We start from the raw sequence: 24,511 nt of genomic DNA on the forward strand, positions 1-24,511 counted from the left end.
CAGCTTAAAGCTTACGACCGAAGGAAGTCCGTATGGATAGCTACCAAAAACTTCCAAAACCAAAAGCGCACCGGAAACTCCCGATGCGCTTTTCTAATTAAGATTGGTACACTATCTTATTGAGTTTATTTCATACTGATTAATTTACCGGTTTCAACCTCTGTATTGTTCATGTAGAGTTTATAGATGACAATACCCGTGGGTAAATCTGCGCTTTGTACAGTGAGGTTAACCTGTTTTTCAGCAACTTGTGTTTCAAACACGAGTCTGTATTTATTATCTAAATTGGTCGGTCAGCATTGTCGTGACCATTTCATGTTTCAATCTCATTCTAATACGGGAAAATTCAAAATTTCTTATTAACTTTCATGCTTAGCAATACTAAAGTAATTCTTCTTCATAAGGTTAAGTTTTAAAGGATTTACTTGCGGTGCTAAAAAAAAAACCAATTTAGCAAGGATTAAGTAAGTTAATTTTATGAAGTGGATTCTCTTTTTGACATTAGCATTTTTCTTGTATAAACCAACATGGGGTCAAAATCTTTTTGTCGAAGAGTGTTTTGTGGGTGGTGTTACGGTTGCTGGTAGAACTTCTTTATCAATAACTGATGGTTTTTTTAAAATAAAATGGGAGAATAATTATAGTTTAAAGGCGGCTTATGCTTTGTCATACAGATTTAGATCACCTCCGTCAACCGAATTTATGGTGAACGATAATACATTTATTTGGGATTCCTCCAATCAATTCGGTGATCAACAGGCTGGGAATATCTCATCGGATTACTTCGCCGTAAATGTTCTTGATATTACTAATCAAATAGAAATAAGTAGCGATTCATGTTATGTTTACATGAATGGCATAGATTATTCAAAAGGGTTCGAGCAAGCTTATTATAGTTTGGAATTCGTATTTCTATATGAGTCTCCGAGTATTTCAGACACTACATGTTTGAGAATTTACACTGCCTCTCAACCGCAGTATATACCTCAAAACTATTCTTTTGTACTTCCTGATTATAATCCATATAAAGATGTCGGATTTTCAATTTATTCTGATCGGCTCAATAATTTTTATGAAGATAGAACCTGCATCGGTATAAATGGTGATAATATAGGTTGTGTATATGGATGGGACAAAACGAATTTAGGCACGTCCGGTGTGAGGGGTCATTTCTATTACGAAAATGGAGAATTACAAGGTTTAGATGATGATACCGCCAATACGCGTGTATTTAAGAGTGATGGAATAGCCATTATCAACCAGTATTTAACTGATCAGCCTTTGCAACAACTTTATTTAAATCCTGTAAATTATAATAATCCGATCTGGGGTTTTAATAATCACCCCGCCTTCTTCATCGTGTACACCCCAAATTGCAGTCTCCCTCAAGGAGATATGCCACGCTCTCAATCTACCTGCCGCCGACAGGCACCAAATCGAGGCCAACCTGATTACACAGAACCCATAGAATTTAGCGCCATACCGGGCTATGACCATTACGCATGGACACCTGCCGCTGGTCTTAGCGATTCTACAATTGCCAATCCCATTTGCAATGCAGATAGCAGTGGCTGGTATCGGGTACGGATGTGGAACGATGATGAAGACGGTGCTTGCGCACAAACTATCCCTGTTTTTCTCACAGTCGGCAAAGTGCCGCGTCCAAAAAGTCTTCAAATAATTCCCAGCACCTGTCCCGCCAATACCGGCAAGATTATCTTTGGAGGAATGGACGGGAAAGCACCGTTTCAATACACTGTTAACGGAGAAACAAAAAACAGTTCCATGTTTGAGAATCTTGCGCCCGGTAGTTATGAACTCTCTGTGCAAGATGCCTTGGGATGTTTGTGGGACAGTACCGTGGTGCTTGATGTAAATCCGTTTCAAACAGCCGCCTTTTCGGCCAATCCAGATTCGGGTTACTCGCCACTTAAAGTCGTTTTTCACAACCAAAGTACCAATGCCACAAGCTATGTCTGGCTTATGGACGGCGAACCTTTTAGCACTTCGCCTAATTATACCGGCTATACCTTTGCAGATACGGGCACCTTTACCGTCGCACTTATTGCGTATCGCATAGACGCCACATGTACTGATACTGCCTTTGCCACCATTCGGGTAGCGGAAGGAGTAAAAATGATTGTTCCCAATATCATTACACCAAATAACGATGGCCGCAATGATGCCCTCGTGGCACAAACCGGTGGCGTAGCCATCATGCGGTGGGAAGTGCGCAACCGCTGGGGCAATCTTCTCCATAGCGGCGAAGCTACCAATCCACCACCGGCGCTGACCCTCTGGAGCCCGGAAGAAAATCAATATCCTGATGGAGTTTATACGGTGATTATTACGGCGCGAGGGAATAGCGGAGAGGTTAAGGATTTTGGGGTGCAGGTTGTTTTGAAATAGTCTCGAGTCGCTAGTCTCTTGTCGCGAGGGAGTAGTTTCAAGCCGCAAGCTGTGAAAATTTCTCTTTAGCTGCGCGATTTTCTTGCAGCTTGAAGCTTACGGCTTGAAGCTTTTCCCATATATTTACCGCAAAAAATTAATGGCTTCAGGAATTTTTGCCGTATTAGATGATCTAGCCGTTCTTTTGGACGATGTGGCTATGATGAGTAAAGTTGCGGCGAAAAAAACTGCCGGAATTTTGGGCGACGATTTGGCTGTAAATGCTGAAAAAGCGTCCGGGTTTGCCTCTACTCGCGAAATTCCGGTATTGTGGGCTATAACCAAAGGGTCGTTTCTCAACAAGCTGATTATTCTTCCAGTTGCCTTTCTGCTAAGTGCATTTTTGCCTTGGGCTGTTACAATTATTTTAATTCTCGGTGGTCTGTATCTGGCTTATGAAGGTGCCGAAAAGATTTACGAATTCTTTGTGCCACATAAACACGAAAAGGAAGTAAAGTCTAAAATAGAACTCTCTGAAAGTGAAATTCTCGCATTTGAAAAAGAAAGGGTTAAGTCAGCCATTTTAACCGACTTTATTCTATCCATTGAAATTATAATTATCGCGCTTGGCACAGTTGCTACCGAGCCCATCGTATCACAGATATTGGTGGTAACTATTATTGCAATTATTGCAACCGTGGGTGTTTATGGTATTGTTGCGCTTATTGTGCGAATGGACGAAGTGGGCTTTAAACTCATTAAAAACAGCAAAAAAGAGAAGAGTTTTACCAAATCTTTGGGTAACTTTCTTGTTCTGGCATTGCCAAAAGTGATTAAAAGCCTAAGCGTAATCGGCACCATAGCTTTGATTTTAGTTTCCGGTGGAATATTTGTTCACAGCACCGAATTTTTCCGTAATCTTCTCCCCGCTCTCCCATCCATTCTGCTTGAGTTTATCGTTGGACTCGTGGTTGGATTTATTGTTTTGCTTTTGGTAAACGCATTTATGAAAATAAAAAGTATGCTGAAGAAGTGATGGCAATGAGGCAGATCAAATTTGACTTTCAATATTTGGAGTTTACAGGTGGCTGAACATCAATGCTTCCCGCACCCCAACTTAGCATAGCGATTTCCGAACGACGAAGTCCTCACGAATTCAAATAGAAAATAAACACTTATGAGTAATACCTTATAAAATGAACTCTTATGAGTAAAAGGGCGCCACCGCACACATCATGCAAAGTGAGCAACTTAGCGCATCGATCTCATGACCACAGGGAATAATTTTATCCATTTATATGCTTTTCTAGGCAGATCAAATTTGGCATTCCCCTTAAGGATGTGATGACAGAAAGACTTCAATAAATGATTTTAGTTTCTTCTTTACCAAAAGACCACACAGATTTTACGCAATCAAGCGAAGCATAACCAAAACAAAAATCAAATCAAGAACAACTTTGCGCCTAACGCCAAATGCGTCATCCTTGATTTGCGCCTTAGCGAGACTATTAATCATAATACTCAAACCCATCAATAATATCTAAATAAACCCCATCAAAACCGGCATTCAGTATTTTAGAAAGATACGAATCTTCATTTCCATAAATTATATCCTGCCAGGCCGGTTCCCAATACTTCACCTTGTAATTGCCCGGCCAGTCTGGGTTCACAGCATCAAGCCATTCGGGTTTTGCTGAATTCCATAATGGGTTCCAATAATAACGGTAATCTTCAGCTTCGCCAATAGACATATAGCATACCACCAATCGCGAGCCACCATTTGCTTTAATACGCAGCTCTTCTATTTCACCGGCAGTGAAAGCCAAATTGTCGGCCGAAAATAAATCCATGATTACCAAATCATAGTTGGTGGCTGTTACCGCATCTATAAAATCAGATTTTGATGTAAAGTTTGCAGGATTAATCAAGTAAAGAAAATTCTTAACCTGCGTCATTGCCAGAATATCATCATCATTTTCGGCATAAATAGGATTGGGATAATTGGGAATATGGTCAAGTTCACGGCGATTTGCCGCAAATGACACATAATTTCTCGACTGATTTACAGCATATGAATCATCTACCTTTAAGGGAGTGGAACAATAATCAGTTACCAGAATTTTATTTCCGCTATTTCGAGAAACATTTAGAAAATCAATGATATAATCTCTTTCCTCACCAAGCGTAGCTTCGTTATCATTATTATAGCCGTACAGCAAATCTTCCTGTCCGTTTGCATCAATTGCGTTTAAATAATCCATTGCTTTAGCACCATCAGCCTCGCCATCTATGGTAACCAGCTCTATTCCATTTTGGGGTATAATCAAAAATCCGGGATGATCTTCTTTTGCCGCCTGGCTAATACCGATTACAAAATTTCGCATTTCCTGTCGGTAATACGGATTTACTTCCTCAGCTTCTTCATCACTTTTCTTGCAAGAGGTAAATAGAATGAGCGCCACGAAAAACACTTGAGAAATACGAACCATAAAATCCATTTCTGTAAAAACGCTCTCCATATTTTAAAATTGTTTTCTTTGATCGAGTAGAGCTATTTCATTGTGCCTATTAAAAGAAAGTGACTTTATGACTTTGGTTTGAATCAATTAATGAAGTGTTTGGTTCGCTGGCTAAAGTAAATGTGCCATGTGATTTGTGCCTCACCCAAAAGGGTGATTTTTAGGTTAAATGATTTAGGTAACGAATTATACACCTGACAAATCATATCAAAGCCAAATCAAAAACCCCTTCTAAAATTCTCCAAACTAATCATCAAAAAAAGTCTATTTTTGCCGCCCCAATGACCGTTCGCGAACACTATAAAACCAATATGCGCATTGCCCTTCCGGTAATGATCGGACAGCTAGGACACACCATGGTGAGCGTTGCCGACAGCATTATGGTTGGGCAGTTGGGCACGATAGAACTGGCCGCCGTAGCTTTGGGAAATAGTCTTTTTGCCATTTTCATGGTTTTCGGTATTGGCATTACATCAGGCATTACCCCACTGGTTGCCAAGGCAGATGGTATGAAAAGTAAGCACCTGCAAGGGGTATTGCTCCGCCACGGTTTTTGGGTTAATCTGGTGGCAAGCATCGTTTTATTTGCCATAATCAGCTTCCTTACCCCTGTTTTGTATCTCTTAGACCAAGATCCGGGCGTGGTGCCGCTTGCACAACCCTATCTTATTATTTTAAGTGGATCTATTATTCCGCTGATGATGTTTATGACTTTTAAGCAATTTGCCGAAGGTCTGTCTGATACAAAAGTTGCGATGGTGGTAATAGTGGGTTGCAATCTGGTTAATGTCGGACTCAATTACGTGTTCATTTTCGGAAAGTTAGGCTTTGAACCGATGGGTTTAATTGGCGCCGGATGGGCTACGCTTATTGCACGCATACTCATGTTTATCGTTATGTGGATTTATGTGCGCCGCGCCAACCGATTTAAAATGTACAATTTACGCATTCGGGTTACGCGTTTCCGCAAAACGGTTACCATGCGATTGCTTCAGGTCGGCATTCCATCGGGATTGCAATATATTTTTGAAGTCAGCGCCTTTTCACTTGCGGCAATCTTTGCGGGAATGATCAGCGCTACAGCTTTGGCAGCGCATCAAATTGCCATTAATATCGCCAGCGTGAGTTATATGGCCGTTACCGGATTGGGCGCAGCAGCGACAGTGCGCATTGGCAATCAGGCAGGCCAAAGAGATTTTTTAAACCTAAAGCTGGCAGCGAGTACTATCTTCAAAATGGGTATTGCTTGGATGGCACTAACAGGTCTTATTATACTCATATTTAAAAACCAGCTGGCCGGTTTCTATTCCACCGATCCCGATGTGCTTGCCCTTGCCGGAAAAATGCTCATCGTTGTAGTTATATTCCAGCTTTCCGATGGTATTCAAGCAGTAGGTTTGGGAGCGCTCCGCGGATTTACAGATGTGAAAATTCCCACCTACATCACCTTCGCCGCTTATTGGCTTTTTACGCTTCCGCTGGCTTTTTACCTTTCGCAATATACCGTGCTCGGCGCCATGGGGATTTGGTATGCGCTTGCCGCCGGGCTTACCGTTTCTGCTATATTGCTTGTTTCAAGATTTAAAAGGCTGCTCGCCGATTTCGTACATTAACACATTGGTAGGAAATGATGTCCTTAAAACATTCAACAAAAATTTAAATTTATTCCTACGCTTTCGCGAACAAATTCTAATTTTCGGTGTTTTATAAGCATGAAAACAAACACTACCCTAATCATCATTCTGGTCACTCTTTTGTCTCTCGCAGGATGTAAATCGAGCATCTCTCTTGAAGATATGCAGAAACAAAAAAGCAAGGCTATGAGCGAATTGACCTCTGCCAAAAAAGAGCTCATAGAACTCGCCGATATGAAAGAAAAATACTCACTCGACGTTCGGAAAGAGCAAGTAAAAACCCTCGAAAAACGGCAGAAGCAAGTAAACAAAGATATCAAGAGCGTAAAAAATGTTGAAAGCACAAGTGCTCAGAAAGGTGCCAATACCATGGTTGATAATTTGAAAAGTGAAAACGACAAATTATCCAAAAAGATATCAAACCTAAACTCAATTAAACAAGAGGATTGGTCATCAGCAAAAGATTCTATTAATCAGGAGTTTAGCCGTCTAGAAAAGAAAATCCAACAGCTAACTTCGAATGTAGAAGTTCTTAATAAAATGGAAGTTGAGTAAGATTTAGAATATTTGTATTTAACAATACCCTATAATTAAGACGTCGCCGCGAGGCGACCTTTTTTTTGGTCATCACTTGGGTTACGCGAAGTTGGATATCCCCGCTGTAAGAAATTCGAACATTCACTTGTTTTACATGCTAACATTTTTTATCTTCGAACAGAAAACCAGTTAAAAATGCAAACAATAACTCGAAAAGAAATAGCTGATAGAATATCAAAGCTAAGAAAAAACAAAGGATATACTCAAGACGAACTAGCAAAGGTTCTGCACATTTCAAGACCTTCTTTAACCCAAATAGAATTAGGCAATAGAAACTTATCGGTAATAGAATTGAAAAAAATTGCGGATAATCTCTCTATTTCGATAGATAAATTACTAGCTGAAGATTTCGAGATTGAAGAAATTCAAATTAATTTCAACAATGAGTACAAGGGTCAGTTGAGGATATCTACTCCTGATTTAAAAGTTGACAAGTTTAAAAACATCCTACTCTATATACTTGAAAAATGTGCAGGCAAATCCAATTTTGGCGAGACCCTTTTGTACAAGCTCTTGTATTTTTCTGATTTCAATTATTATGAAATTTATGAAGAGCATCTAACCGGTGCGGAATATCGAAAGTTGCCATTTGGCCCTGTACCACAAAAATTTGATTCTATCATGAATCAAATGATTTCAAATAAAACCATTAAAAGAATTAAAACCGAATATCATGGTTATCCGCAAACCAGATACATTCCTCTTTCAAAACCTGATTTAACAAAATTCAAGGCAAGTGAAAAAGATGTGATCGATAAAGTTATTGATCAGTATTCTGACTGGTCAGCTTCTGCAATTAGTAACTATTCTCATAAAGATATGCCTTGGTTAGCCTCTAAGGAGGGTGAAGTAATCGATTATGAACTTGCTTTTTATCGAGAGCATCCATACTCTGTCAGAACTTATTATGACAATAATGTCAAGTAATGAAAATTGAGGAATTAAGCGAATACAAAAAAGATGTTAAGAAGCTCACTAAGAAGTACAAAACCTTAGCTGAAGATATGGAAGTGGTTAAAAAGGTATTAATTGTTCATCCTGTGTACTGGCAATAGTCTAATTTTCCCTAAACTTCATAAATTATATGCTCCAATTTTAAACACTTGTTTGCAACGCCAATGTGCCTTTGCGTCGATAAATATCACCGCGGAGCGAGGCAAACCGACTGAAGATCAAAATTCACGGCGCAACAAAAGCAGTATCAGCGATAGAACCAGCCAAAACCCTGTAAATCTCTGCCTGGATATTTGTACGAATATTCAGCTTGGCGAGTTTGTTGTTTTCGGCAGTAGGATATACGCGGTTTGACAGAAAAACATAGATTATATCTTCCGTCGGATCGGCCCAGATTATTGTGCCGGTAAATCCGGTATGGCCAAAAGAATCAAACGAAACACACTTGCAGGTTGGCCCGGGGCCCGGAGGCATTACAGGTTTATCAAATCCGGCACCGCGGCGGTTTACGTCATTTTCGTCTTCGCAATACTGGCATTTGGTATACTCTTCAATCGTAGAAGCTTTTAGATACCGCTTACCGCCATAAACACCCTCGTTTAGAAGCATTTGCATTACTACTGCCAAATCTTCGGCATTGCTGAATACGCCTGCGTGACCGCCTACCCCGCCTTGCATGGCAGCACCCGGATCGTGCACATATCCGTGTACCAATTCTTTTCTAAAATAAGTGTCGTACTCGGTTGGCAAAATGCGGTCTTTGGGAAATCGCTCAAGTGGCAAATAACCCATGGTGGTGAGGCCGAGCGGTGCATAAAAATTCGCGGAAGCGAAACTATCAATGCGCAAACCACTCTGACGTTTTACTATTTCGCGCATGAAATAATAACCCAGATCGCTGTATTTGTAGTCATTATTTGCCCGCAAGGGCGCCATAATAATCTTTGTCAAAAGGGAGTCGCTGTAGTTTTTATTGATGAACATTTTATAAGCCACCTGACGCGAGTACAAATCAGATTTTGTCTTGGAGTAAATGTTCCACTTTGGCTCACCGTCTTTAATGGTGCTGGTATAGAAAGGAATCCACGCAGGCATACCCGCTACGTGAGCCAGCATTCGGCGGGGAAACATGTCGTAATAGGGATTGGTTTTCTCGATTTCGGGAAAGTAAGTATGGAGAGGTGCATCGAGATCAAACTTGCCCTCATCGTCAAGTTTCATCAGGCTCAAAGTGCTGGCGACAATTTTGGTGATGGATGCGAGGTCGTAAATATCTGTAGTGCGTACCGGCACATCATCGTCGTAGGTGTGAAATCCAAAAGTCTTGTTATACACCACTTGTCCGCCTTTTGCCACCAGAATTTGTGCACCAGGGTACGCTCGCTGGCGAATGCCTTCAATAGCCATGCTGTCAATCAGGTCAAATGCATTCGGCTTTAAGCCAAATTCCATAGGGGTAGAATAATGGAGTCTGATGGCTTCAGAAAGTTGAACGCCGGTTTGTGCCGGAAAATAAGTTCCGATGGAAACAGGTAGCTTTCCGGTAATTTTAATGGCTCCCATAAGCGCTTCGGCGGCAGCCCTGCTCAAATAAGCATCATCTTGATAGCTGATTAAAATCGCTGCAAATCGCTCGGGGTGATTCAGTTTTTCAAGCGCGTAAGGACTTCCCTGATGAACGAGGATAACCTCCTGCTCAAGCGCAATGGCTTCGATAAGCGAAATGGCCGCCGCACTCAATCCAAAATTCTTTCCGGGACGATTGTTTGTACCCTCTATATTTACAATAACTGTATTGCGGCCTTTTAATTCCTCGCGAATGCTTTTTCCATCGGCCAAAGTTGGTGCAGATGCGGCTTCAATCGCTTTAAAATCGGCGTATTTGGCAAGTCGGTTTTTAAAAACCGTTCCGTTTCCACCAATAGTCAAAACGGTAATTTTTCGGTTTTCGAGGTTCTTAAGCGGAATAATATTGTCCTTGTTTTTCACCAAAGTGATAGCCGCTTCGCAGAGTTTCTTCTTGAGATGCTGGGCTTCGGGGGTATTTAAATCATTGTTGAGATTTACTGTGCTGATCGGTTTTTCGGTATTCAAGCCCACCCATTCCTTGGCGCGGAGAATTTTCATAACGCTCGTATTCAACTGCTCTTCAGTATAATCGCCTTTGGTAATTGCTTCTTTAATTTTGTCAATCGCTTTTGGCACATCCATCGGAAAGAGCAAAACGTCATTTCCGGCTTCAAGTGCCTTTACATCAACCTCGCCGGGTGCCATATAATCTGCCAATCCCTTCATATTCATTGCATCAGTAAAAATAAGGCCTCTAAAACCCATTTCGCCTTTCAGCAAATCGGTAATAATCTCGGGCGAGAGGGTGCTGGGATGATTTGGAATGCTGTCAAATGCTTTTACCGAAAGGTGCGCCACCATTACAGATGAAAGTCCTTTATCAAACAACTTAGAATAGGGATATAATTCCAGATCGGTTAATCGCTCTTTATCGTGTTTTATCACCGGAAGGCCGAGATGTGAATCGGTGTCGGTATCGCCGTGTCCGGGGAAATGTTTGGCATTAGCCATTACGCCATTATTCTGCATTCCCTGCATGTATGCGATCGATTTTCGGGTAACCCAGAGTTTGTTTTCGCCAAAAGAGCGGCTGCCAATAACTGGATTTGCCGGATTGTTATTGATGTCAACCACAGGAGCAAAATTAATGTGCGCCCCTACCCGCTTAAAATTGCGGGCAATTTCGGCGCCCATGGCATAAATCAGCGAATCGTTTTGAATGGCGCCAAGCGTCATCTGTCGCGGATAGGTAATGGTGCTGTCAAGGCGCATGGAGAGTCCCCACTCACCGTCCATTCCAACCCAAAGTGGAGTTTTAGAAATGGCCTGGAGCCGGTTGTACATATTGACCTGTCGCTCAGGACCACCTTGAAAAAAGATAAGCCCGCCGATATGGTATTTCTTAACCAAGTTAGAGAGTTCGCGCTCGTGAGCCGCGTCTTTATTGCTGTAGGCCGCCACCATAAATAGCTGACCTATTCGCTCCTCCAGGCTAAGCGACTGAAAAACAGAGTCGGCCCAGACAGATTTAACGCTGTCAAAAACAGGTTTGAAACCCGCATTTTGGGCTACAGCCATATTTGCAGAAAGCGTGACAAAAAGCAATAAAACGGTACGCAATATTTTCATGGAGCGATATTTGTTGTCAAAAGTACATCAGCACAAGTGGAGTACAATGGTCATGCCATGTATTTATCCACAAAGGGCTGTATTTAAAGAACGATTCACAAAAGAGTAAAGTATATTTGACGATCGGTAATCCGTAAAAACACATAGATATGAAGCCGCCGAGAATTCCATCCGTTTTTAAACTTGGAGAACACAATAGCTACAAACGCTTTGACTATAAGCCGCGTACCTTTGATGAGCAAAAAGAAAAGCTCGAAAAACAACGCATTACTATAGAAAAAGAGATAGCGCGTGAGCAACGACTTGGACAAAATTATGAGTCGCACCTTCGCGAAAGAATAACCGATTCGTGGACGCATAAAGAAACTCGTCGTCAAAATCGTGCTTCATCCAAGCGGCTTTTACTAATTTTGGCGATCCTTGTTCTTATTATTTTCGCCATCTACTCAAAAATCGCTTAAACGATATAATGCCCGATATTATTCAGCTTCTTCCCGACGCCGTAGCCAATCAAATAGCGGCGGGTGAAGTCGTACAACGCCCTGCTTCTGCCGTAAAGGAATTGCTTGAAAACGCCGTAGATGCCGGTGCAACAGAAATTAAACTCATTGTAAAAGATGCCGGCAAAACGCTGATTCAGGTTATAGACGATGGCTGTGGGATGAGCGATACTGATGCGCGGCTTAGCTTTGAACGGCATGCCACCTCAAAAATCCGTAAGGCCGAAGAGCTTTTTCAAATTCGCACAAAAGGTTTTCGAGGTGAAGCGCTTGCTTCTATTGCGGCGATTGCCCACGTAGAGATGAAATCGCGGATGCGCGAAAACGAACTCGGTACGAAAATTCAAATTGCAGGAAGTGAAGTTAGCAGCCAGGAGCCATGCGCTGCGCCTTGTGGGACTTCCATTTCTATAAAAAATCTTTTTTATAATGTACCGGCGCGCCGCAATTTCCTGAAATCAGATTCGGTAGAGATGCGCCATATTATCGAAGAATTTGAGCGCGTAGCTCTCGCCCACCCCGATGTTGGTTTTACTGTACACCATAACAATGCCGAGCTTTTTAATATCAAATCGTCGCCTTTGCGCCAGCGCATTGTCAATATGTTTGGCTCCCGCTACAATGAGCGTCTGGTGCCGGTGCGCGAAGAAACCGCCATTGTATCGGTAATGGGTTTTATCGGAAAGCCAGAATTTGCTAAGAAAACACGCGGCGAGCAGTACTTCTTTGTAAACGATCGATATATCAAAAACAGCTATCTCAACCATGCTGTTACACAAGCTTTTGATGAACTTGTAAGCCGAGGATCGCATCCCTCGTACTTTTTGTATTTAAAGGTTGATCCTTCCACTATTGATGTAAATATTCACCCTACAAAAACGGAGATTAAGTTTACTGAAGAGCGGTCTATTTACGCCATTATTCACTCGGCGGTGCGCAATAGTCTGGGCAAGTACAATATTGCTCCAAGCCTTGATTTCGATCAGGAAGATATTTTTAATGTTGCTCCTATGCCACAAAACATGGAAGTGGCACCTCCCGAACCCAAGGATTATGATTTCAACCCTTTTGAGCAGGGGGCTAAGCCTTCCGGCAATTTTGGGGGCGGCGGGCGCAGCTCATCGGGCAGCTTTCCCACCGGCTGGAAAGATTTGTACGCAATCACCAAATCGGGCGATGACCAGCAACCCCTTTTCGATCGGGAAGAATCAGAAATATTCCCCGAAAGGGAAGCCGAAACCAGACCGGTTTTTCAGCTGCATGGCAAGTATATTTGCACCACCATAAAATCCGGCCTCATCATTATAGATCAACAACGAGCTCACGAGCGCATTCTTTACGAAGATGCACTTAATAATTTAGAAAATCAGGGTGGTTATAGCCAGCAGCAATTGTTTCCGCAAACGGTTGAACTTTCAAATGCCGACTGCGCCTTGATCAACGATTTAAGCGATGACATGCACCGTCTGGGTTTTACGATCGATAATTTTGGTGGAAATGAAATTGTAATTAACGGCATTCCCACCGAGGCCGCTAATATTCCGGTGCAGGGATTAATTGAAAATTTTCTGGAACAATACAAAAATACTGTTAACGAGGTGCAAAGCAATACCCGCGATCGCCTGGCACGTAGCCTTGCCCGCAGCCTGTGCATACGCGAAGGGAAGAGAATGCAGCGTGTAGAAATGCTCGATTTAATAGATAAACTTTTTGCATGTAAACAACCACAAGCGGCACCAAATGGCAAGCCAACTATTCTTACTTTTGCAAACGACGAACTAGACAAAAAATTTAAAGCATAAATGTTAGGCAATCAATCAGGAGGTATTCTCGGCAATATGCCGACGGTAGTTAAAAATTTACTCATTATCAATGGGTTGTTTTTTTTAGGGACAGTTGCTTATGAGCCACTCACGAAACTTTTCGGCGCGTACTATTACGATTCGCCCTACTTTCACCCATGGCAAATTGTAACTCACATGTTTATGCACGGAGGTTTTATGCATATTCTCTTTAATATGTTTGCCCTGTGGATGTTCGGTACGGCCATAGAACGAGTTTGGGGTCCCAAGAAATTTCTAATTTACTATCTGATTACTGGCTTTGGAGCTTTCGTACTGCATTATGCAGTAATAGCGTGGCAGGTAAATGGTTTGGTAGAGCAGCTGGGGCCACAAGCCATCGAAACGATTAAGACGCAGGGAATTCAGCTTTGGGCAGAAGGCAAGAATTACACTGATCCGCTCATGGCGCAGCTTAATGCGTTTTACAATATTCCGGTTGTGGGTGCATCGGGAGCCGTGTTTGGAATATTACTCGCTTTTGGAATGATGTTCCCCGATGTGCGTCTTATGCTTCTCTTTTTTCCAGTGCCTATCAAAGCCAAGTATTTTGTAATTGGATACGGTGCTATTGAACTTTTTTCGGGAATTGCAAACCGTCCGGGAGACAACACAGCCCATTTCGCCCACCTTGGCGGAATGCTTTTTGGTTTTATCCTGATCAAACTTTGGGGCAAAAACGATAATAGTTACAGACAAAATTGATATGGCTAATGTATTAGACGATCTGAAACTTGCGTACAGATCTGGTAGCATTGTTACCAGATTGCTCTTTGTGAATGTGGGCATTTTTCTTGTTCTCACCCTGATTCGCATTTTCGGATTTTTTTATCAAGCCCCTCTCCTTCCGCAGGTTATGCCGTGGATTGCGGGTAGCAGCGGCTGGGAGCGGATGCTCTATCGTCCGTGGACGCTCATTACATACATGTTTGTACACGAAGGCCTCTTCCACCTTTTCTTTAATATGATTTTGCTCTACGTTGCCGGCCGTATTTTTGAAAACCTCCTCAACGGCAAACGACTGCTTGCAGTTTATTTTCTAGGTGGAATAGCCGGCTTCTTACTATATTTTGCAGCCTATAATATTTTTCCGGTATTTAGCTCACAGAATGGCAGTCTTATTTATGGAGCCTCTGCATCCATAATGGCAATATTGGTCGCAATTGCAACCTATCAGCCTAATATTGAGTTGAGACTTATCCTTATCGGGAATGTGAAACTCAAGTACATCGCCATTTTTTTCGTGGCAATAGATGTGCTATTCCTCGATGGTGGAAATACCGGTGGAAGAATTGCTCACCTCGGTGGGGCGATTTTTGGATTTCTATATGCGCGCCAGCTTCAAAAAGGAAACGATTGGTCTAAAGGCTTTTTTGCGGTGACCGATTTCTTTGGACAGTTGGTTAATTCCAAACCAAAAATGAAAGTGGCTTCTAGTCGTGCACGCACTGCCGGCTCGGCGAAAACCACTAGCAAGCCCTCGCAGCCTTCAAAGCAAGACAAGGAGCATCAGACAAAAATTGATTCCATTCTCGATAAAATTTCGCATAGCGGCTACGATAGCCTTACGAAAGCTGAGAAGGAATACCTATTTAACGCAAGTAAGAAATAGTGATAAAGTGGCTTAGATCATTGAGCAAGCGCCTGCTGATACTGTTAAACATATTGGCAGTAGCGGCATTGCTTCTGGCTTATCTATCCACATATATCAGCCCCGAAAATGTGGCTTTCCTCGCTTTATTTGGTATTGCTTATGGTGTAATTCTGATTGCAAACTTGATTTTCATTCTGTTTTGGCTGTTTGTTAAAAAGCGACTTGCACTCATTTCTGCAATCGCAATCATAATCGGATTTTCACATCTGGCGGCTTATATGCAGCTTATGCCTCATTTTGAAAAATCTGAAATAAAAGGTCAAAAAATCAAAGTAGTTTCACAGAATGTAAAGCTTTTTGGGTGGTATAACTGGAGGCACAACAAGCAGGACAGAGATACCATGATAGCGGGTTTGAAAAGGGCTGAGGCCGATATTTATTGCTTTCAGGAATTCTTTCACAATACCACACCCGGCAAATTTGACACCCGAAACACCATCGAAAAAAGGTTGGGTACACCCTATTCTGATTTGCACTATACCAATTCCATTAATATGGATGAGAAGTATGGAATTGTGACTTTTAGTAAATACCCCATTGTAAATATGGGCAGGGTAGTGTTTGAAAGAGAGTACAGCAATACCTGCATTTACAGCGACATAGCTATAAATGGCGACACCATAAGAGTATATAATGCCCACGTTGCTTCCATACGTTTTCAAAACGAAGATTACCGCTTTATAGAAGAGATCAAAAAAAACGATCAAACTGTAAAGCCTGCTATTAAAGATGGGATGAGCATTTTAGAACGCCTGACTATCGCGTATAAAAAACGGGCCAATCAGGTGCGCTCCATAAAAGCCCACGCCGCTGAAAGTCCGTATCCAGTAATTATTTGCGGCGATTTTAACGACACACCCGTTTCGTACAGTTATGCACAGCTATCTGAAAATATGGTTGATTCTTTTCGCGAAAGCGGCTGGGGAATTGGGAATACGTACATCGGCAAATTTCCTTCCTTTCGGATAGACTATATTTTTCACAGCCCGGAATTGAATTCGCAGAATTACCGCAAGTTGCCCGAAAAGGTTTCTGATCATCATGGTATTGCAGCTGAGATTTATTGGGAATAGTAATCCATGTAATTCTTAGTCTAAAAGGTTTTTCCTATCTTAGTAATCCAAATTCAATAAAACCAGATAGATTTTCAATGACCTTATTTAATGGCAAATATCGAATTGAATCTACCAGAATGAAATATTGGAATTACAATTGGGCAGCATCCTATTTCGTTACAATCTGTACACATAACCGAGATCATTTTTTTGGAGAAATAAAAGATCATGAAATGATTACCAATCCAATTGGCGACATGGTAAATATCGAATGGTTAAAAACATTGGAATTACGTCCCGACATGAATTTAATGTTAGGTGATTATCAGGTTATGCCAAACCATTTTCATGGAATCGTAGTGATTGACCCAAACAAATACAATTCCCGAAAAACGGGATATGATGGTTATGATGACCCCAACGGTAATGATGGCGAACACGATGATGTTGGCAATTGCACCGAACGTAGAGACGCGATGCTTCGTGTCTCCCCTTCAACGCCCGATAATCCAAACGACAAAACAATAATAATCGATAACGCAGAAAATTATAATCCATCAAACAAAAAAACAGCCCAAAACCAATTCGGCCCACAGAAAAAAAACCTGGGATCAATTCTTCGTGGATTTAAATCTGCCGTAACAGGATTCGCCCATACGATCGATCCATCATTTAAATGGCAGCCGAAATTTCACGATCACGTTATTCGCGATCAAGGGCAATACGACGGAATTTCGTATTACATTAGAAACAATCCCAAAAATTGGAAAGAGGATCGGTTTTATTGAATGGGATTTTTTGGGTTATGCGGGATTGGTGGTAACGAACGCGGGCATCATGAATGTAATGTATCCATATTGGTCGCGCGGCAAGAGACGCCATGCCTTTGGCTTGGTAAACTGAGCATCGCGTCTCTACACGCGCCCCGTCAACACAACCACCCAACGGCAATGACCGCGACCAAAATACCATCATCGTCATAAACAAATCCCACAAAACAATCCCGCAAACCACCCTGTTATCTACACATGGATTCAACAATTAAAAACCAAATAATAAAACACCTTCACGGCGGTGAGGCATTTCTGCCGATAGAAAAGGTATTGGAAGAATTCACGTTTGAAAACGTAGGCAAACGCATGCATGGGCTACCCTATTCCGGTTATGAAATGTTTTACCACATTGTGTTTGCACAAAAAGATATTCTCGATTTTTGTGCCGCCGATAAATATAAATCGCGTAAATGGCCTGACGAATACTGGCCCGACGAACAGGCACCCAAGGATGAAAAGGTATGGGAGGATTTGAAAATAGCTTATTTTGATGACCGCGATGCCCTTGTTGTATTTGCGAAAGAGAAGGATTTATCTGAGGTTGTAAAACATGGAAAAGATCAAACCCTCGTACGGGAAATTCTTCTGGTTATTGAGCATACTGCTTATCATATGGGAGAGCTGGTGGTATTGTCACGATTGGTGGATTAAGCTAATAATTTGATGTATAGAAATTTGATTTCAAGCTTCCTTGGAAATATGATTCCTGATCAGCAATGTTTTTATTCATGAAAACCTTATCTTCAACTCTCAAACTGATTGAAAAATGGAAATAATTATTAAAGGTGATGACAAAAAATTACTGAAGCAGGTTGAGGATTTAGCGCGAAAATTAGGATTGATTGTCTCAAGAAAAAAACAAACGGAATTAAACCTTCAAAAGGATCGCTCTGAAAAATTATTTCAAATTATGGAAGAAATAGCAGCCTCAAATGCTTTTGGTTCGATCAAAGACCTTGTAGTCTGGCAACGTGAGCAGCGCAAATACAGACCTTTACCAGGAAGAGAATAGCCTATGAAAATCCTTATTGATGCAAATATTATCATTTATTCTGTTCAAAAAGATCAGGAAGATCTTCGCAAATGGTTAAAAAACTATGTCCTCGTAGTGTCATCAATTACCCAATTAGAAGTACTCGGATATCATAAAATCACCACTGAGGTTCTCGATAAAATGGAACAATTTTTTTTCGAATTGCGATGTAATAGCTATAAGTGACGAACTAATTAATATGGCAATAAAGTTACGCCAACAAAAAAGTATGAGTGTATGCGATGCTCTCATAGCTGCAACTTCTCTTGAAGAAGGGCTGAGACTTGTCACTGCTAATGTTCGTGATTTCAAACACATAAATAACTTGGATTTATTTAATCCGATTGATTTATAAATCTATTGGAGAAAGAAAGTTTCTGGATCATACCGTCCTTTGCACAGCTTTGGGATGAACCATTTGCCAATCTCGATCCTTCCACTCAAATGCGCATCAGCTCGGTGATAGAAAAGCAAAAAGAAAATGGTCGGACGAGTATTATCTCAAGCCACGATTTGCATCATATTTATGAAGTCTGCGAGCGGATTATCATTCTAGACCGTGGAAGAGTAATTAAAGACTCCCTGCGAAAGGGTACTAGCTGCGAAGAGCTATTTGCTTATTTTGGGGTTACTTCTTAAAAAGGTACAACTACCTTAATAAAAGTAACTTAGTTCAAATAACTTAAATAAAGCTTTTCAGTATGCTAATTAACAACAACCACCACCCGGCGTACATTCGCTTGCGGCTTGAATATCTTTTAGTTCAACTTCTGGCTTCACTCCTGCTACGCCTGGTTTGCCAGCAAAAACTGAAATACTGAAAATCCCAATATTACCGGACTTGAAGCTTTTCATTTCGTTTTCGCTCAGATATTTGTTCAAGATATCGTCTGGAATAAGAATTGGTTTTTCCTTTTGAATTACCATGTCTTTGAAACCTGCTTTTTCAATAAACCCGAGGTACTCATTGCGCTGAATCGCTCCTGAAACACAACCTGCATACATTTCAGCATCCTGATGTAGAGCTTCTGGCAAATCGCCAACCAATACAATATCCGAAATGCTAAAGTGACCACCGGGTTTTAAAACGCGGAATATTTCGGAAATAACTTTTTCTTTATCCGGTACCAGATTGAGAACGCAATTGCTTACAACTACATCAGCCACAGCATCGCCAACTGGCATATTGTCTATATCACCTTCGCGAAATTCAACATTGTTGTAGCCGAGTTTATCTGCATTCAACCGAGCCTTATTAACCATAGCCGGAGTGAAATCAATACCGATTACTTTTCCAGATTCGCCTGTTTCATGACGTGCAATAAAGCAGTCGTTTCCTGCTCCGCTGCCCAAATCAATTACTGTATCGCCTTTCAAAATTTTTGCGAATTGTGTTGGAAGCCCGCATCCCAAACCGAGATCGGCGTCTGAATTGTAGCCTTCGACATCAGAATAATCGTCGGTCATAATATTGTAAACTTCTCCAGAAACAGCTCCTGAACCGCAACAAGAGGCCTGATTAACGGCTATATCCTGGTTTGCAATTTCGGCATATTTGTCGCGAACGATCTTTTTTAATTCTTCAGCAGTTTTCATTTTTTCAGTTTTTGGCATTCCATACGGGCTCCCTTCGGTCGTTTTACTTGGTTTGAGATGTAGTTCAACAACTTCATCCAAGCGTTAGAGATTCCATTTCTTATTAAAAGCAATATTACGATAAAAGGATATAAGAGAGGAGAATTATTTTGTTAAATAATGGCTCCAATGTTTTTGCGCAGCACACAAATTCATTTTTCTGATGCTTTACGATTATGCTAAATACAACGCATTCACGTTCTTTTTTTTTGCCACTAATGCACGAATGAATGTCTGCTTCCAACGAAAATCCTTAATCTTAATACGCTAAACTTTTATTAGTGCATTCGTGGCATTCTCTTTTTTTGCCACTAATGCACTAATGACTTTCCTTATCCAAAAAATAACCTCAACGAATTAATACAAACTACGTTTTATTCGTGTATTACCTTGCATACGCACTCCCAAGGTCGTATGTGAGATCGCTAATTACATGGTCATTCTCTTTTTTTTACCACAGTAAATTACTGTCTGCAAGTATTGAAAATTTCTTCCATTAAAACCTGGTGGGATAAAAAGTTCCTCTTAAGATGCGAGCGACTTGGTCGTGCTATAACCACCTTCGACAACAAATTTATTCGTGCATCTGTGGCATCTCCTTTTTTTGTCTCGCATGCATAGATGGCTTTTACCATTATTGAGCTTTCGAATTAAAACAGAGAAGCAAGTAAAATTTGGAGTCTAAATTTAATTTTTAACCAACTTCACTCCCACCGCACTTCCGCTCGACTTCACAATATAAATTCCCTTTTCCAAATGGGCAATTGAGAAACTTTTCGAGCCACTTCCTGTCCAATGTGCCACTTCCTTCCCGGCAATATCAAAAACACGGAAATCTGATCTGCTTTTTTCTCCATTCTCAATATAAACCACATCACTTGCCGGATTCGGATAGATCGTAAAATTCGCTTTCGCGGAAGCTTCAGAAACACTGCTCGCAATATCAATAGTAAACGCTGCAGCATCACTTATTAAATCATCCCCACAAGCCGTTGGCTTAACCAATCGCCAGAAATAAGTCGATAGATCAAAAGGCATAAAAGCCTGTACTGAATTACTGGAATCGTAAAAATTCTCGGCATAAACAATCTCATCAAAATCAGCATCAAGAGCGACTTGCAGCGTTACCATACCAGGCTGATTGTCAGTAAAAGTAAATGTGACATCCTGGTTAGGCAATAGTTCAAAACTAGGACTCACCGGGGCTGGAGCTACTGCTGTGGCCGGTTCAACATCTTTAACCAACACAAAAGGCAAGCGCTCTTCGCGGCCATTATTTGAAATGAAAACCACGCCCGGGTAATATCCGGGATTCAAAACATCTAATCCTGCCCAGGTGATTATATTTTCTGAAGGTGCGCCTTCAGTTTCTGAAAATTCCAATACCGGTGAAAGACCTGCAACACCCTCCATTTCAACCGTATAAGTTACCGATCCAAACAAACGGCGGTTTACGGAAATAGGCAGGTTTGCTGTGCTTTCTCCACAGACTTTCACCACATTTGTTTGGAGCGCATAAAATTGGGGTTTCACCAAATGCAATCCCGTAAACATACCACTCACAGGAACAACGCCACTTTCAAAATAAGGATAATTGCTCCAGGTGCCTATAAATTGTGCAGCATCTGTAAATGGCACGACATCAAAAAAACCAAAATCTTCTAAATGACCGGTTTCCACTTCGAGCAAATCCAGAATTCTCAAACCATTGGTATAATTGGATTCGTAAACCATATCGTTATCGATATAAAGATTGTGATCGATAGAAGTATTTTGTAAATCAACATAGCTTATCACCTGTGGATTTTCCAAATCTGCCATATCCCAAATGATGGTTCGGGTATTCATTCCAAAGTCAAGCTCATCTGTTTCGTCATTGCTCAAAAGGTAGCGCATATCTTCGGTAAACCATCCCTGATGCGTGTATCCCACATCTTCGTATGTCGTTTGCGAAATAATTTCTACATCGGTTTTATCGGTAACATTGTAAACCACTATTCGATCTGCATTAAATCCCACTGCAATTTCTTCGCCGGTGTAATTTTCATCAGGCCCCGTATAAGTCCGCACCTGCGCATCATGCACATAACCTCCCATGGCATTGCTTCCGGCATATTGCGGGTTTAAGGGATCAGACACATCAACAATGTGCAGCCCACCATTAAAGGTACTGGTTCCCACGCCGTAAATGAACTTATTGGCCGTATCGGCTATCACATTATGAGCGTGACCAAACCCGCCGTAATAGGCATCCTCGTCAAATACACGCGGCAAACCTTCGGCTGTTAAGTTTTCGAGTCGTGTGAGGTCAAAAACCTGAATGCCATGTTGATTCGCTTCAGAAACGATATAAGCATATTGATCAATCACTTTTACATCGCGCCAAAGCGACCCAACAGTTGCTGTCGGTAAGAAACCAAGATAGATGGGATATTGCGGAGTAGTAATATCAATAAAAGCAGTTTTGTTTTCAAGACCAAGCAGTACGTATTCCCTTCCGGTAACGGTGCTTGTCCAGCCCCAAATGTCATTGGCATTGTCGGCAAAGAAATCATCTAGCGGAATCATTGCGAGCTGATCTACCTTATCGCATGGATACTGACCTGCAAAACCATCAATACAAGGCTGTGCCAGTACATTTAACGAGAAAAAAATTGAAATAGAAAAAAGAATACATGTGTAAAATCTGAACATAGAATATTTTTAGACTGCGAAAGAGGAAAAACTATTGATAAAAAGCAAGTTTAAAAATGGGTATAGCGGAAATCCTAAAGGTTGTGGTGAGTTAGCGAGATCAAAAAACATGATGTTTAAAATGATTGCCTAATTTTACCACAAAGCCCTATCATTAATGAACTGGATTGATGTAAACGATTCTTTGCCCGAAAACGATCAACGCGTATTGGCATTCTTGCCAAAAAACGAGATTTTCCTTCCCGGAAAAACCGGAGAAAAACGGTTTCTTCCCGTAATTTTTCTGCGCTTTGCCCGTGACTTTTTCGGAGAAAAAAACCCAAAACGAGCACAGTTTGGAGCGCACTTTTGGCTTGGCGAAGGACAGAGCAATCATTATTTTAGCGATGTAACACATTGGCTACCCGTTCCTGAAGGACCGGGAGGAGAAGTGGAAGAAATGCGGTAAGCGTCAACCCCGCTAAACATCTTCGCCTTGTGCATTGTCATAGTAGCACTAATTACATTTAATCTTGAAGATTCTACTAACAGGTGTAACCGGTTATATTGGCAGGCGGCTTATGCTCGAACTGGCCAAAGAAGGGCATCATATCGTTTGTTGCACCCGCGATGCGAATCGGTTTTCGCCGCCCAATTCACTTAGAAACAGTACAGAAGTTATAGAAATCGATTTGCTAAAGCCGGAGACTTTGGAAAACATTCCCAAAGATATTGATGCGGCTTACTATTTGGTGCACTCTATGGCCGGTTCTGAAGACTATCAGGAACTGGAGCTAAAATCTGCAGAAAATTTTCGAAAAGCAATTGATAATACAAATGCACGTCAGGTAATTTTCCTTAGTGGAATTATCAACGATGAACATCTTTCAAAGCACCTGCAGTCGCGGAAGAATGTAGAAAATCAACTTTCAAAAGGAAAGTATCACTGCACAACATTGCGCGCCGGAATTATAATCGGTTCTGGAAGTGCGTCTTTTGAAATTATTCGCGATTTGGTTGAAAAACTGCCTATAATGATCGCTCCGAAATGGCTTAATACAAAATGTCAGCCCATTGGAATTGCAGATGTATTGTGTTTTCTAACAAAATCGCTTGGCGATGAGCGTACTTACGATCAAAATTTTGATATTGGTTGTCCCGATATACTGACCTATAAGGAAATGCTGCTGAAGTACGCCGAAGCGCGCGGACTGAAAAGATCTATTGGCATTGTACCTGTAATGACCCCAAAACTGTCGTCGTATTGGCTTTACTTCATCACATCAACATCATACAACCTGGCTATAAACCTGGTAGATAGCATGAAGATAGAAGTTATATGCCGGAACAATGATTTGGCCAAAATGCTTGACATTCATCCGATATCGTATATGGAAGCTGTGGAGCGCGCTCTGGCAAAAGTGCAGGACAATTCCGTAATTAGCAGCTGGAAAGACTCTTTTATAAGTGGTGATTTCAAAATTGCCGTTTCTGATTTTGTGAAAGTACCTACCCATGGTTGTTTTGTAGATACACGGAAACGGAAGGTTAAAAATGAAAACAAAACCCTCGATAAGCTCTGGTCGATTGGAGGCAGAAACGGCTGGTATTATGGCAATTGGCTTTGGCAAACGCGGGGATTTATCGACAAGCTTTGGGGCGGTGTAGGCTTGCGCCGCGGGCGAACCAGCACGACGAATTTGCAAGCTGGCGACACCCTTGATTTCTGGCGGGTACTTTTTGCCGATAAAACAGAAAAACGCCTTCTACTCTTTGCAGAAATGAAACTCCCCGGCGAGGCCTGGCTGGAATTTGAAATAAAAAACAATGAGCTAAAACAAACAGCCACTTTTCGCCCCAAAGGTTTGTGGGGAAGGCTCTACTGGTTTTCCGTATTTCCGTTCCACGGGTTCATCTTTAAGGGAATGCTCAATAGCCTGATAGATGTGGAAGATGCTGCGGACAATTAGCAGCGCAAAAGAAGCAAAATAAATTCT

At 41.4% G+C, this 24,511-nt stretch carries 23 protein-coding genes; 18 read left to right on the plus strand and 5 right to left on the minus strand.

All coding sequences use genetic code 11. The features are described from left to right. Positions 1 to 125 precede the first annotated feature (125 nt). Entirely contained in the window at positions 126 to 263 is a 138-nt protein-coding gene (locus G3O08_RS14130) for a hypothetical protein (RefSeq protein ID WP_163286036.1), read from the minus strand. A gap of 214 nt (positions 264 to 477) precedes the next feature. Here G3O08_RS14130 and G3O08_RS14135 point away from each other — a divergent pair, with 214 nt between their 5' ends. Both G3O08_RS14135 and G3O08_RS14140 read left to right on the plus strand, forming a co-directional pair. Beyond that, positions 478 to 2,409, plus strand: a complete 1,932-nt coding sequence (locus G3O08_RS14135) for a T9SS type B sorting domain-containing protein (protein WP_163286037.1) — start codon at positions 478 to 480, stop codon at positions 2,407 to 2,409. A 139-nt stretch (positions 2,410 to 2,548) separates the two neighbouring features. After that, the gene (locus G3O08_RS14140) at positions 2,549 to 3,424 is read left to right on the plus strand and encodes a DUF808 domain-containing protein (protein ID WP_163286038.1); all 876 of its coding nucleotides are present in this window, start codon (positions 2,549 to 2,551) and stop codon (positions 3,422 to 3,424) included. 472 nt (positions 3,425 to 3,896) lie between these two features. On the opposite strand, the gene G3O08_RS14145 is transcribed toward G3O08_RS14140, so the two are convergent. Then, positions 3,897 to 4,907 (minus strand): endo alpha-1,4 polygalactosaminidase, encoded by a 1,011-nt coding sequence (locus G3O08_RS14145; protein ID WP_239541242.1) that lies wholly within the window; start codon positions 4,905 to 4,907, stop codon positions 3,897 to 3,899. A gap of 281 nt (positions 4,908 to 5,188) precedes the next feature. On the opposite strand from G3O08_RS14145, the gene G3O08_RS14150 reads away from it, so the two are divergent. The 3 genes from G3O08_RS14150 to G3O08_RS14160 all read left to right on the plus strand — a co-directional run bounded on the left by G3O08_RS14150 (position 5,189) and on the right by G3O08_RS14160 (position 8,065). Continuing rightward, entirely contained in the window at positions 5,189 to 6,520 is a 1,332-nt protein-coding gene (locus tag G3O08_RS14150; protein WP_163286039.1) for an MATE family efflux transporter, read from the plus strand. Positions 6,521 to 6,619: 99 nt separating this feature from the next. Next, the gene (locus G3O08_RS14155) at positions 6,620 to 7,096 is read left to right on the plus strand and encodes a hypothetical protein (RefSeq protein WP_163286040.1); all 477 of its coding nucleotides are present in this window, start codon (positions 6,620 to 6,622) and stop codon (positions 7,094 to 7,096) included. Between the two features lie 177 nt (positions 7,097 to 7,273). Continuing rightward, positions 7,274 to 8,065, plus strand: a complete 792-nt coding sequence (locus G3O08_RS14160) for a type II toxin-antitoxin system antitoxin SocA domain-containing protein (protein ID WP_163286041.1) — start codon at positions 7,274 to 7,276, stop codon at positions 8,063 to 8,065. Between the two features lie 252 nt (positions 8,066 to 8,317). On the opposite strand, the gene G3O08_RS14165 is transcribed toward G3O08_RS14160, so the two are convergent. Beyond that, positions 8,318 to 11,290: a glycoside hydrolase family 3 N-terminal domain-containing protein gene (locus G3O08_RS14165; RefSeq protein ID WP_163286042.1), complete on the minus strand. Its 2,973-nt coding sequence runs from the start codon at positions 11,288 to 11,290 to the stop codon at positions 8,318 to 8,320. Positions 11,291 to 11,439: 149 nt separating this feature from the next. On the opposite strand from G3O08_RS14165, the gene G3O08_RS14170 reads away from it, so the two are divergent. The 11 genes from G3O08_RS14170 to G3O08_RS14220 all read left to right on the plus strand — a co-directional run bounded on the left by G3O08_RS14170 (position 11,440) and on the right by G3O08_RS14220 (position 18,845). Then, positions 11,440 to 11,751 carry a hypothetical protein gene (locus G3O08_RS14170; protein ID WP_163286043.1) on the plus strand — a complete coding sequence of 104 codons (312 nt, stop codon included), beginning with the start codon at positions 11,440 to 11,442 and terminating at the stop codon, positions 11,749 to 11,751. 8 nt (positions 11,752 to 11,759) lie between these two features. After that, complete coding sequence (gene mutL, locus G3O08_RS14175; RefSeq protein ID WP_163286044.1) at positions 11,760 to 13,592, plus strand: DNA mismatch repair endonuclease MutL; 1,833 nt, start codon at positions 11,760 to 11,762, stop codon at positions 13,590 to 13,592. Beyond that, positions 13,593 to 14,336, plus strand: coding sequence for a rhomboid family intramembrane serine protease (locus G3O08_RS14180; RefSeq protein WP_239541243.1), 744 nt, complete (start codon positions 13,593 to 13,595; stop codon positions 14,334 to 14,336). 1 nt (position 14,337) lies between these two features. Then, the gene (locus tag G3O08_RS14185) at positions 14,338 to 15,243 is read left to right on the plus strand and encodes a rhomboid family protein (RefSeq protein ID WP_163286045.1); all 906 of its coding nucleotides are present in this window, start codon (positions 14,338 to 14,340) and stop codon (positions 15,241 to 15,243) included. A 53-nt stretch (positions 15,244 to 15,296) separates the two neighbouring features. Further along, positions 15,297 to 16,358: an endonuclease/exonuclease/phosphatase family protein gene (locus G3O08_RS14190; RefSeq protein ID WP_204336888.1), complete on the plus strand. Its 1,062-nt coding sequence runs from the start codon at positions 15,297 to 15,299 to the stop codon at positions 16,356 to 16,358. Between the two features lie 77 nt (positions 16,359 to 16,435). After that, a complete protein-coding gene (locus G3O08_RS14195) occupies positions 16,436 to 17,128 on the plus strand; it encodes a transposase (RefSeq protein ID WP_163286047.1) in 693 nt (230 codons plus the stop codon). Between the two features lie 240 nt (positions 17,129 to 17,368). Then, positions 17,369 to 17,824 carry a DinB family protein gene (locus G3O08_RS14200; RefSeq protein WP_163286048.1) on the plus strand — a complete coding sequence of 152 codons (456 nt, stop codon included), beginning with the start codon at positions 17,369 to 17,371 and terminating at the stop codon, positions 17,822 to 17,824. A 115-nt stretch (positions 17,825 to 17,939) separates the two neighbouring features. Then, the gene (locus G3O08_RS14205) at positions 17,940 to 18,185 is read left to right on the plus strand and encodes a hypothetical protein (RefSeq protein ID WP_163286049.1); all 246 of its coding nucleotides are present in this window, start codon (positions 17,940 to 17,942) and stop codon (positions 18,183 to 18,185) included. Between the two features lie 3 nt (positions 18,186 to 18,188). After that, positions 18,189 to 18,392, plus strand: a complete 204-nt coding sequence (locus G3O08_RS14210) for a PIN domain-containing protein (RefSeq protein ID WP_163286050.1) — start codon at positions 18,189 to 18,191, stop codon at positions 18,390 to 18,392. Positions 18,393 to 18,405: 13 nt separating this feature from the next. Continuing rightward, complete coding sequence (locus tag G3O08_RS14215) at positions 18,406 to 18,561, plus strand: PIN domain-containing protein (RefSeq protein ID WP_239541244.1); 156 nt, start codon at positions 18,406 to 18,408, stop codon at positions 18,559 to 18,561. A 5-nt stretch (positions 18,562 to 18,566) separates the two neighbouring features. Continuing rightward, on the plus strand, positions 18,567 to 18,845 hold the full coding sequence (locus tag G3O08_RS14220; protein WP_163286051.1) for an ATP-binding cassette domain-containing protein: 279 nt from the start codon (positions 18,567 to 18,569) through the stop codon (positions 18,843 to 18,845). A gap of 69 nt (positions 18,846 to 18,914) precedes the next feature. Here the strand turns inward: G3O08_RS14220 and G3O08_RS14225 are convergent, their stop codons facing one another. Together G3O08_RS14225 and G3O08_RS14230 are read right to left on the minus strand one after the other, a co-directional pair. Further along, a complete protein-coding gene (locus G3O08_RS14225; protein ID WP_163286052.1) occupies positions 18,915 to 19,802 on the minus strand; it encodes an arsenite methyltransferase in 888 nt (295 codons plus the stop codon). A gap of 726 nt (positions 19,803 to 20,528) precedes the next feature. Beyond that, a complete protein-coding gene (locus G3O08_RS14230; protein WP_163286053.1) occupies positions 20,529 to 22,535 on the minus strand; it encodes a choice-of-anchor B family protein in 2,007 nt (668 codons plus the stop codon). Between the two features lie 157 nt (positions 22,536 to 22,692). Between G3O08_RS14230 and G3O08_RS14235 the strand changes: the two genes are divergently transcribed. Together G3O08_RS14235 and G3O08_RS14240 are read left to right on the plus strand one after the other, a co-directional pair. After that, positions 22,693 to 22,983, plus strand: coding sequence for a DUF551 domain-containing protein (locus G3O08_RS14235; RefSeq protein ID WP_163286054.1), 291 nt, complete (start codon positions 22,693 to 22,695; stop codon positions 22,981 to 22,983). A 64-nt stretch (positions 22,984 to 23,047) separates the two neighbouring features. Then, positions 23,048 to 24,484, plus strand: a complete 1,437-nt coding sequence (locus G3O08_RS14240; RefSeq protein ID WP_163286055.1) for an SDR family oxidoreductase — start codon at positions 23,048 to 23,050, stop codon at positions 24,482 to 24,484. The last annotated feature ends 27 nt before the right edge of the window (positions 24,485 to 24,511 follow it).

Source organism: Cryomorpha ignava (assembly GCF_010686655.1).
GTDB lineage: Bacteria > Bacteroidota > Bacteroidia > Flavobacteriales_D > Cryomorphaceae > Cryomorpha > Cryomorpha ignava.

What these genes read in the sequence shown, in the direction of transcription:
- G3O08_RS14135 (WP_163286037.1), top strand. Translation starts at nt 478, where the DNA reads ATGAAGTGGATTCTCTTTTTGACATTAGCATTTTTCTTGTATAAACCA.
- G3O08_RS14140 (WP_163286038.1), top strand. Translation starts at nt 2,549, where the DNA reads ATGGCTTCAGGAATTTTTGCCGTATTAGATGATCTAGCCGTTCTTTTG.
- G3O08_RS14145 (WP_239541242.1), bottom strand. Translation starts at nt 4,907, where the DNA reads ATGGAGAGCGTTTTTACAGAAATGGATTTTATGGTTCGTATTTCTCAA.
- G3O08_RS14150 (WP_163286039.1), top strand. Translation starts at nt 5,189, where the DNA reads ATGACCGTTCGCGAACACTATAAAACCAATATGCGCATTGCCCTTCCG.
- G3O08_RS14155 (WP_163286040.1), top strand. Translation starts at nt 6,620, where the DNA reads ATGAAAACAAACACTACCCTAATCATCATTCTGGTCACTCTTTTGTCT.
- G3O08_RS14160 (WP_163286041.1), top strand. Translation starts at nt 7,274, where the DNA reads ATGCAAACAATAACTCGAAAAGAAATAGCTGATAGAATATCAAAGCTA.
- G3O08_RS14165 (WP_163286042.1), bottom strand. Translation starts at nt 11,290, where the DNA reads ATGAAAATATTGCGTACCGTTTTATTGCTTTTTGTCACGCTTTCTGCA.
- G3O08_RS14170 (WP_163286043.1), top strand. Translation starts at nt 11,440, where the DNA reads ATGAAGCCGCCGAGAATTCCATCCGTTTTTAAACTTGGAGAACACAAT.
- mutL (WP_163286044.1), top strand. Translation starts at nt 11,760, where the DNA reads ATGCCCGATATTATTCAGCTTCTTCCCGACGCCGTAGCCAATCAAATA.
- G3O08_RS14180 (WP_239541243.1), top strand. Translation starts at nt 13,593, where the DNA reads ATGTTAGGCAATCAATCAGGAGGTATTCTCGGCAATATGCCGACGGTA.
- G3O08_RS14185 (WP_163286045.1), top strand. Translation starts at nt 14,338, where the DNA reads ATGGCTAATGTATTAGACGATCTGAAACTTGCGTACAGATCTGGTAGC.
- G3O08_RS14195 (WP_163286047.1), top strand. Translation starts at nt 16,436, where the DNA reads ATGACCTTATTTAATGGCAAATATCGAATTGAATCTACCAGAATGAAA.
- G3O08_RS14200 (WP_163286048.1), top strand. Translation starts at nt 17,369, where the DNA reads ATGGATTCAACAATTAAAAACCAAATAATAAAACACCTTCACGGCGGT.
- G3O08_RS14205 (WP_163286049.1), top strand. Translation starts at nt 17,940, where the DNA reads ATGGAAATAATTATTAAAGGTGATGACAAAAAATTACTGAAGCAGGTT.
- G3O08_RS14210 (WP_163286050.1), top strand. Translation starts at nt 18,189, where the DNA reads ATGAAAATCCTTATTGATGCAAATATTATCATTTATTCTGTTCAAAAA.
- G3O08_RS14215 (WP_239541244.1), top strand. Translation starts at nt 18,406, where the DNA reads ATGGCAATAAAGTTACGCCAACAAAAAAGTATGAGTGTATGCGATGCT.
- G3O08_RS14225 (WP_163286052.1), bottom strand. Translation starts at nt 19,802, where the DNA reads ATGAAAACTGCTGAAGAATTAAAAAAGATCGTTCGCGACAAATATGCC.
- G3O08_RS14230 (WP_163286053.1), bottom strand. Translation starts at nt 22,535, where the DNA reads ATGTTCAGATTTTACACATGTATTCTTTTTTCTATTTCAATTTTTTTC.
- G3O08_RS14235 (WP_163286054.1), top strand. Translation starts at nt 22,693, where the DNA reads ATGAACTGGATTGATGTAAACGATTCTTTGCCCGAAAACGATCAACGC.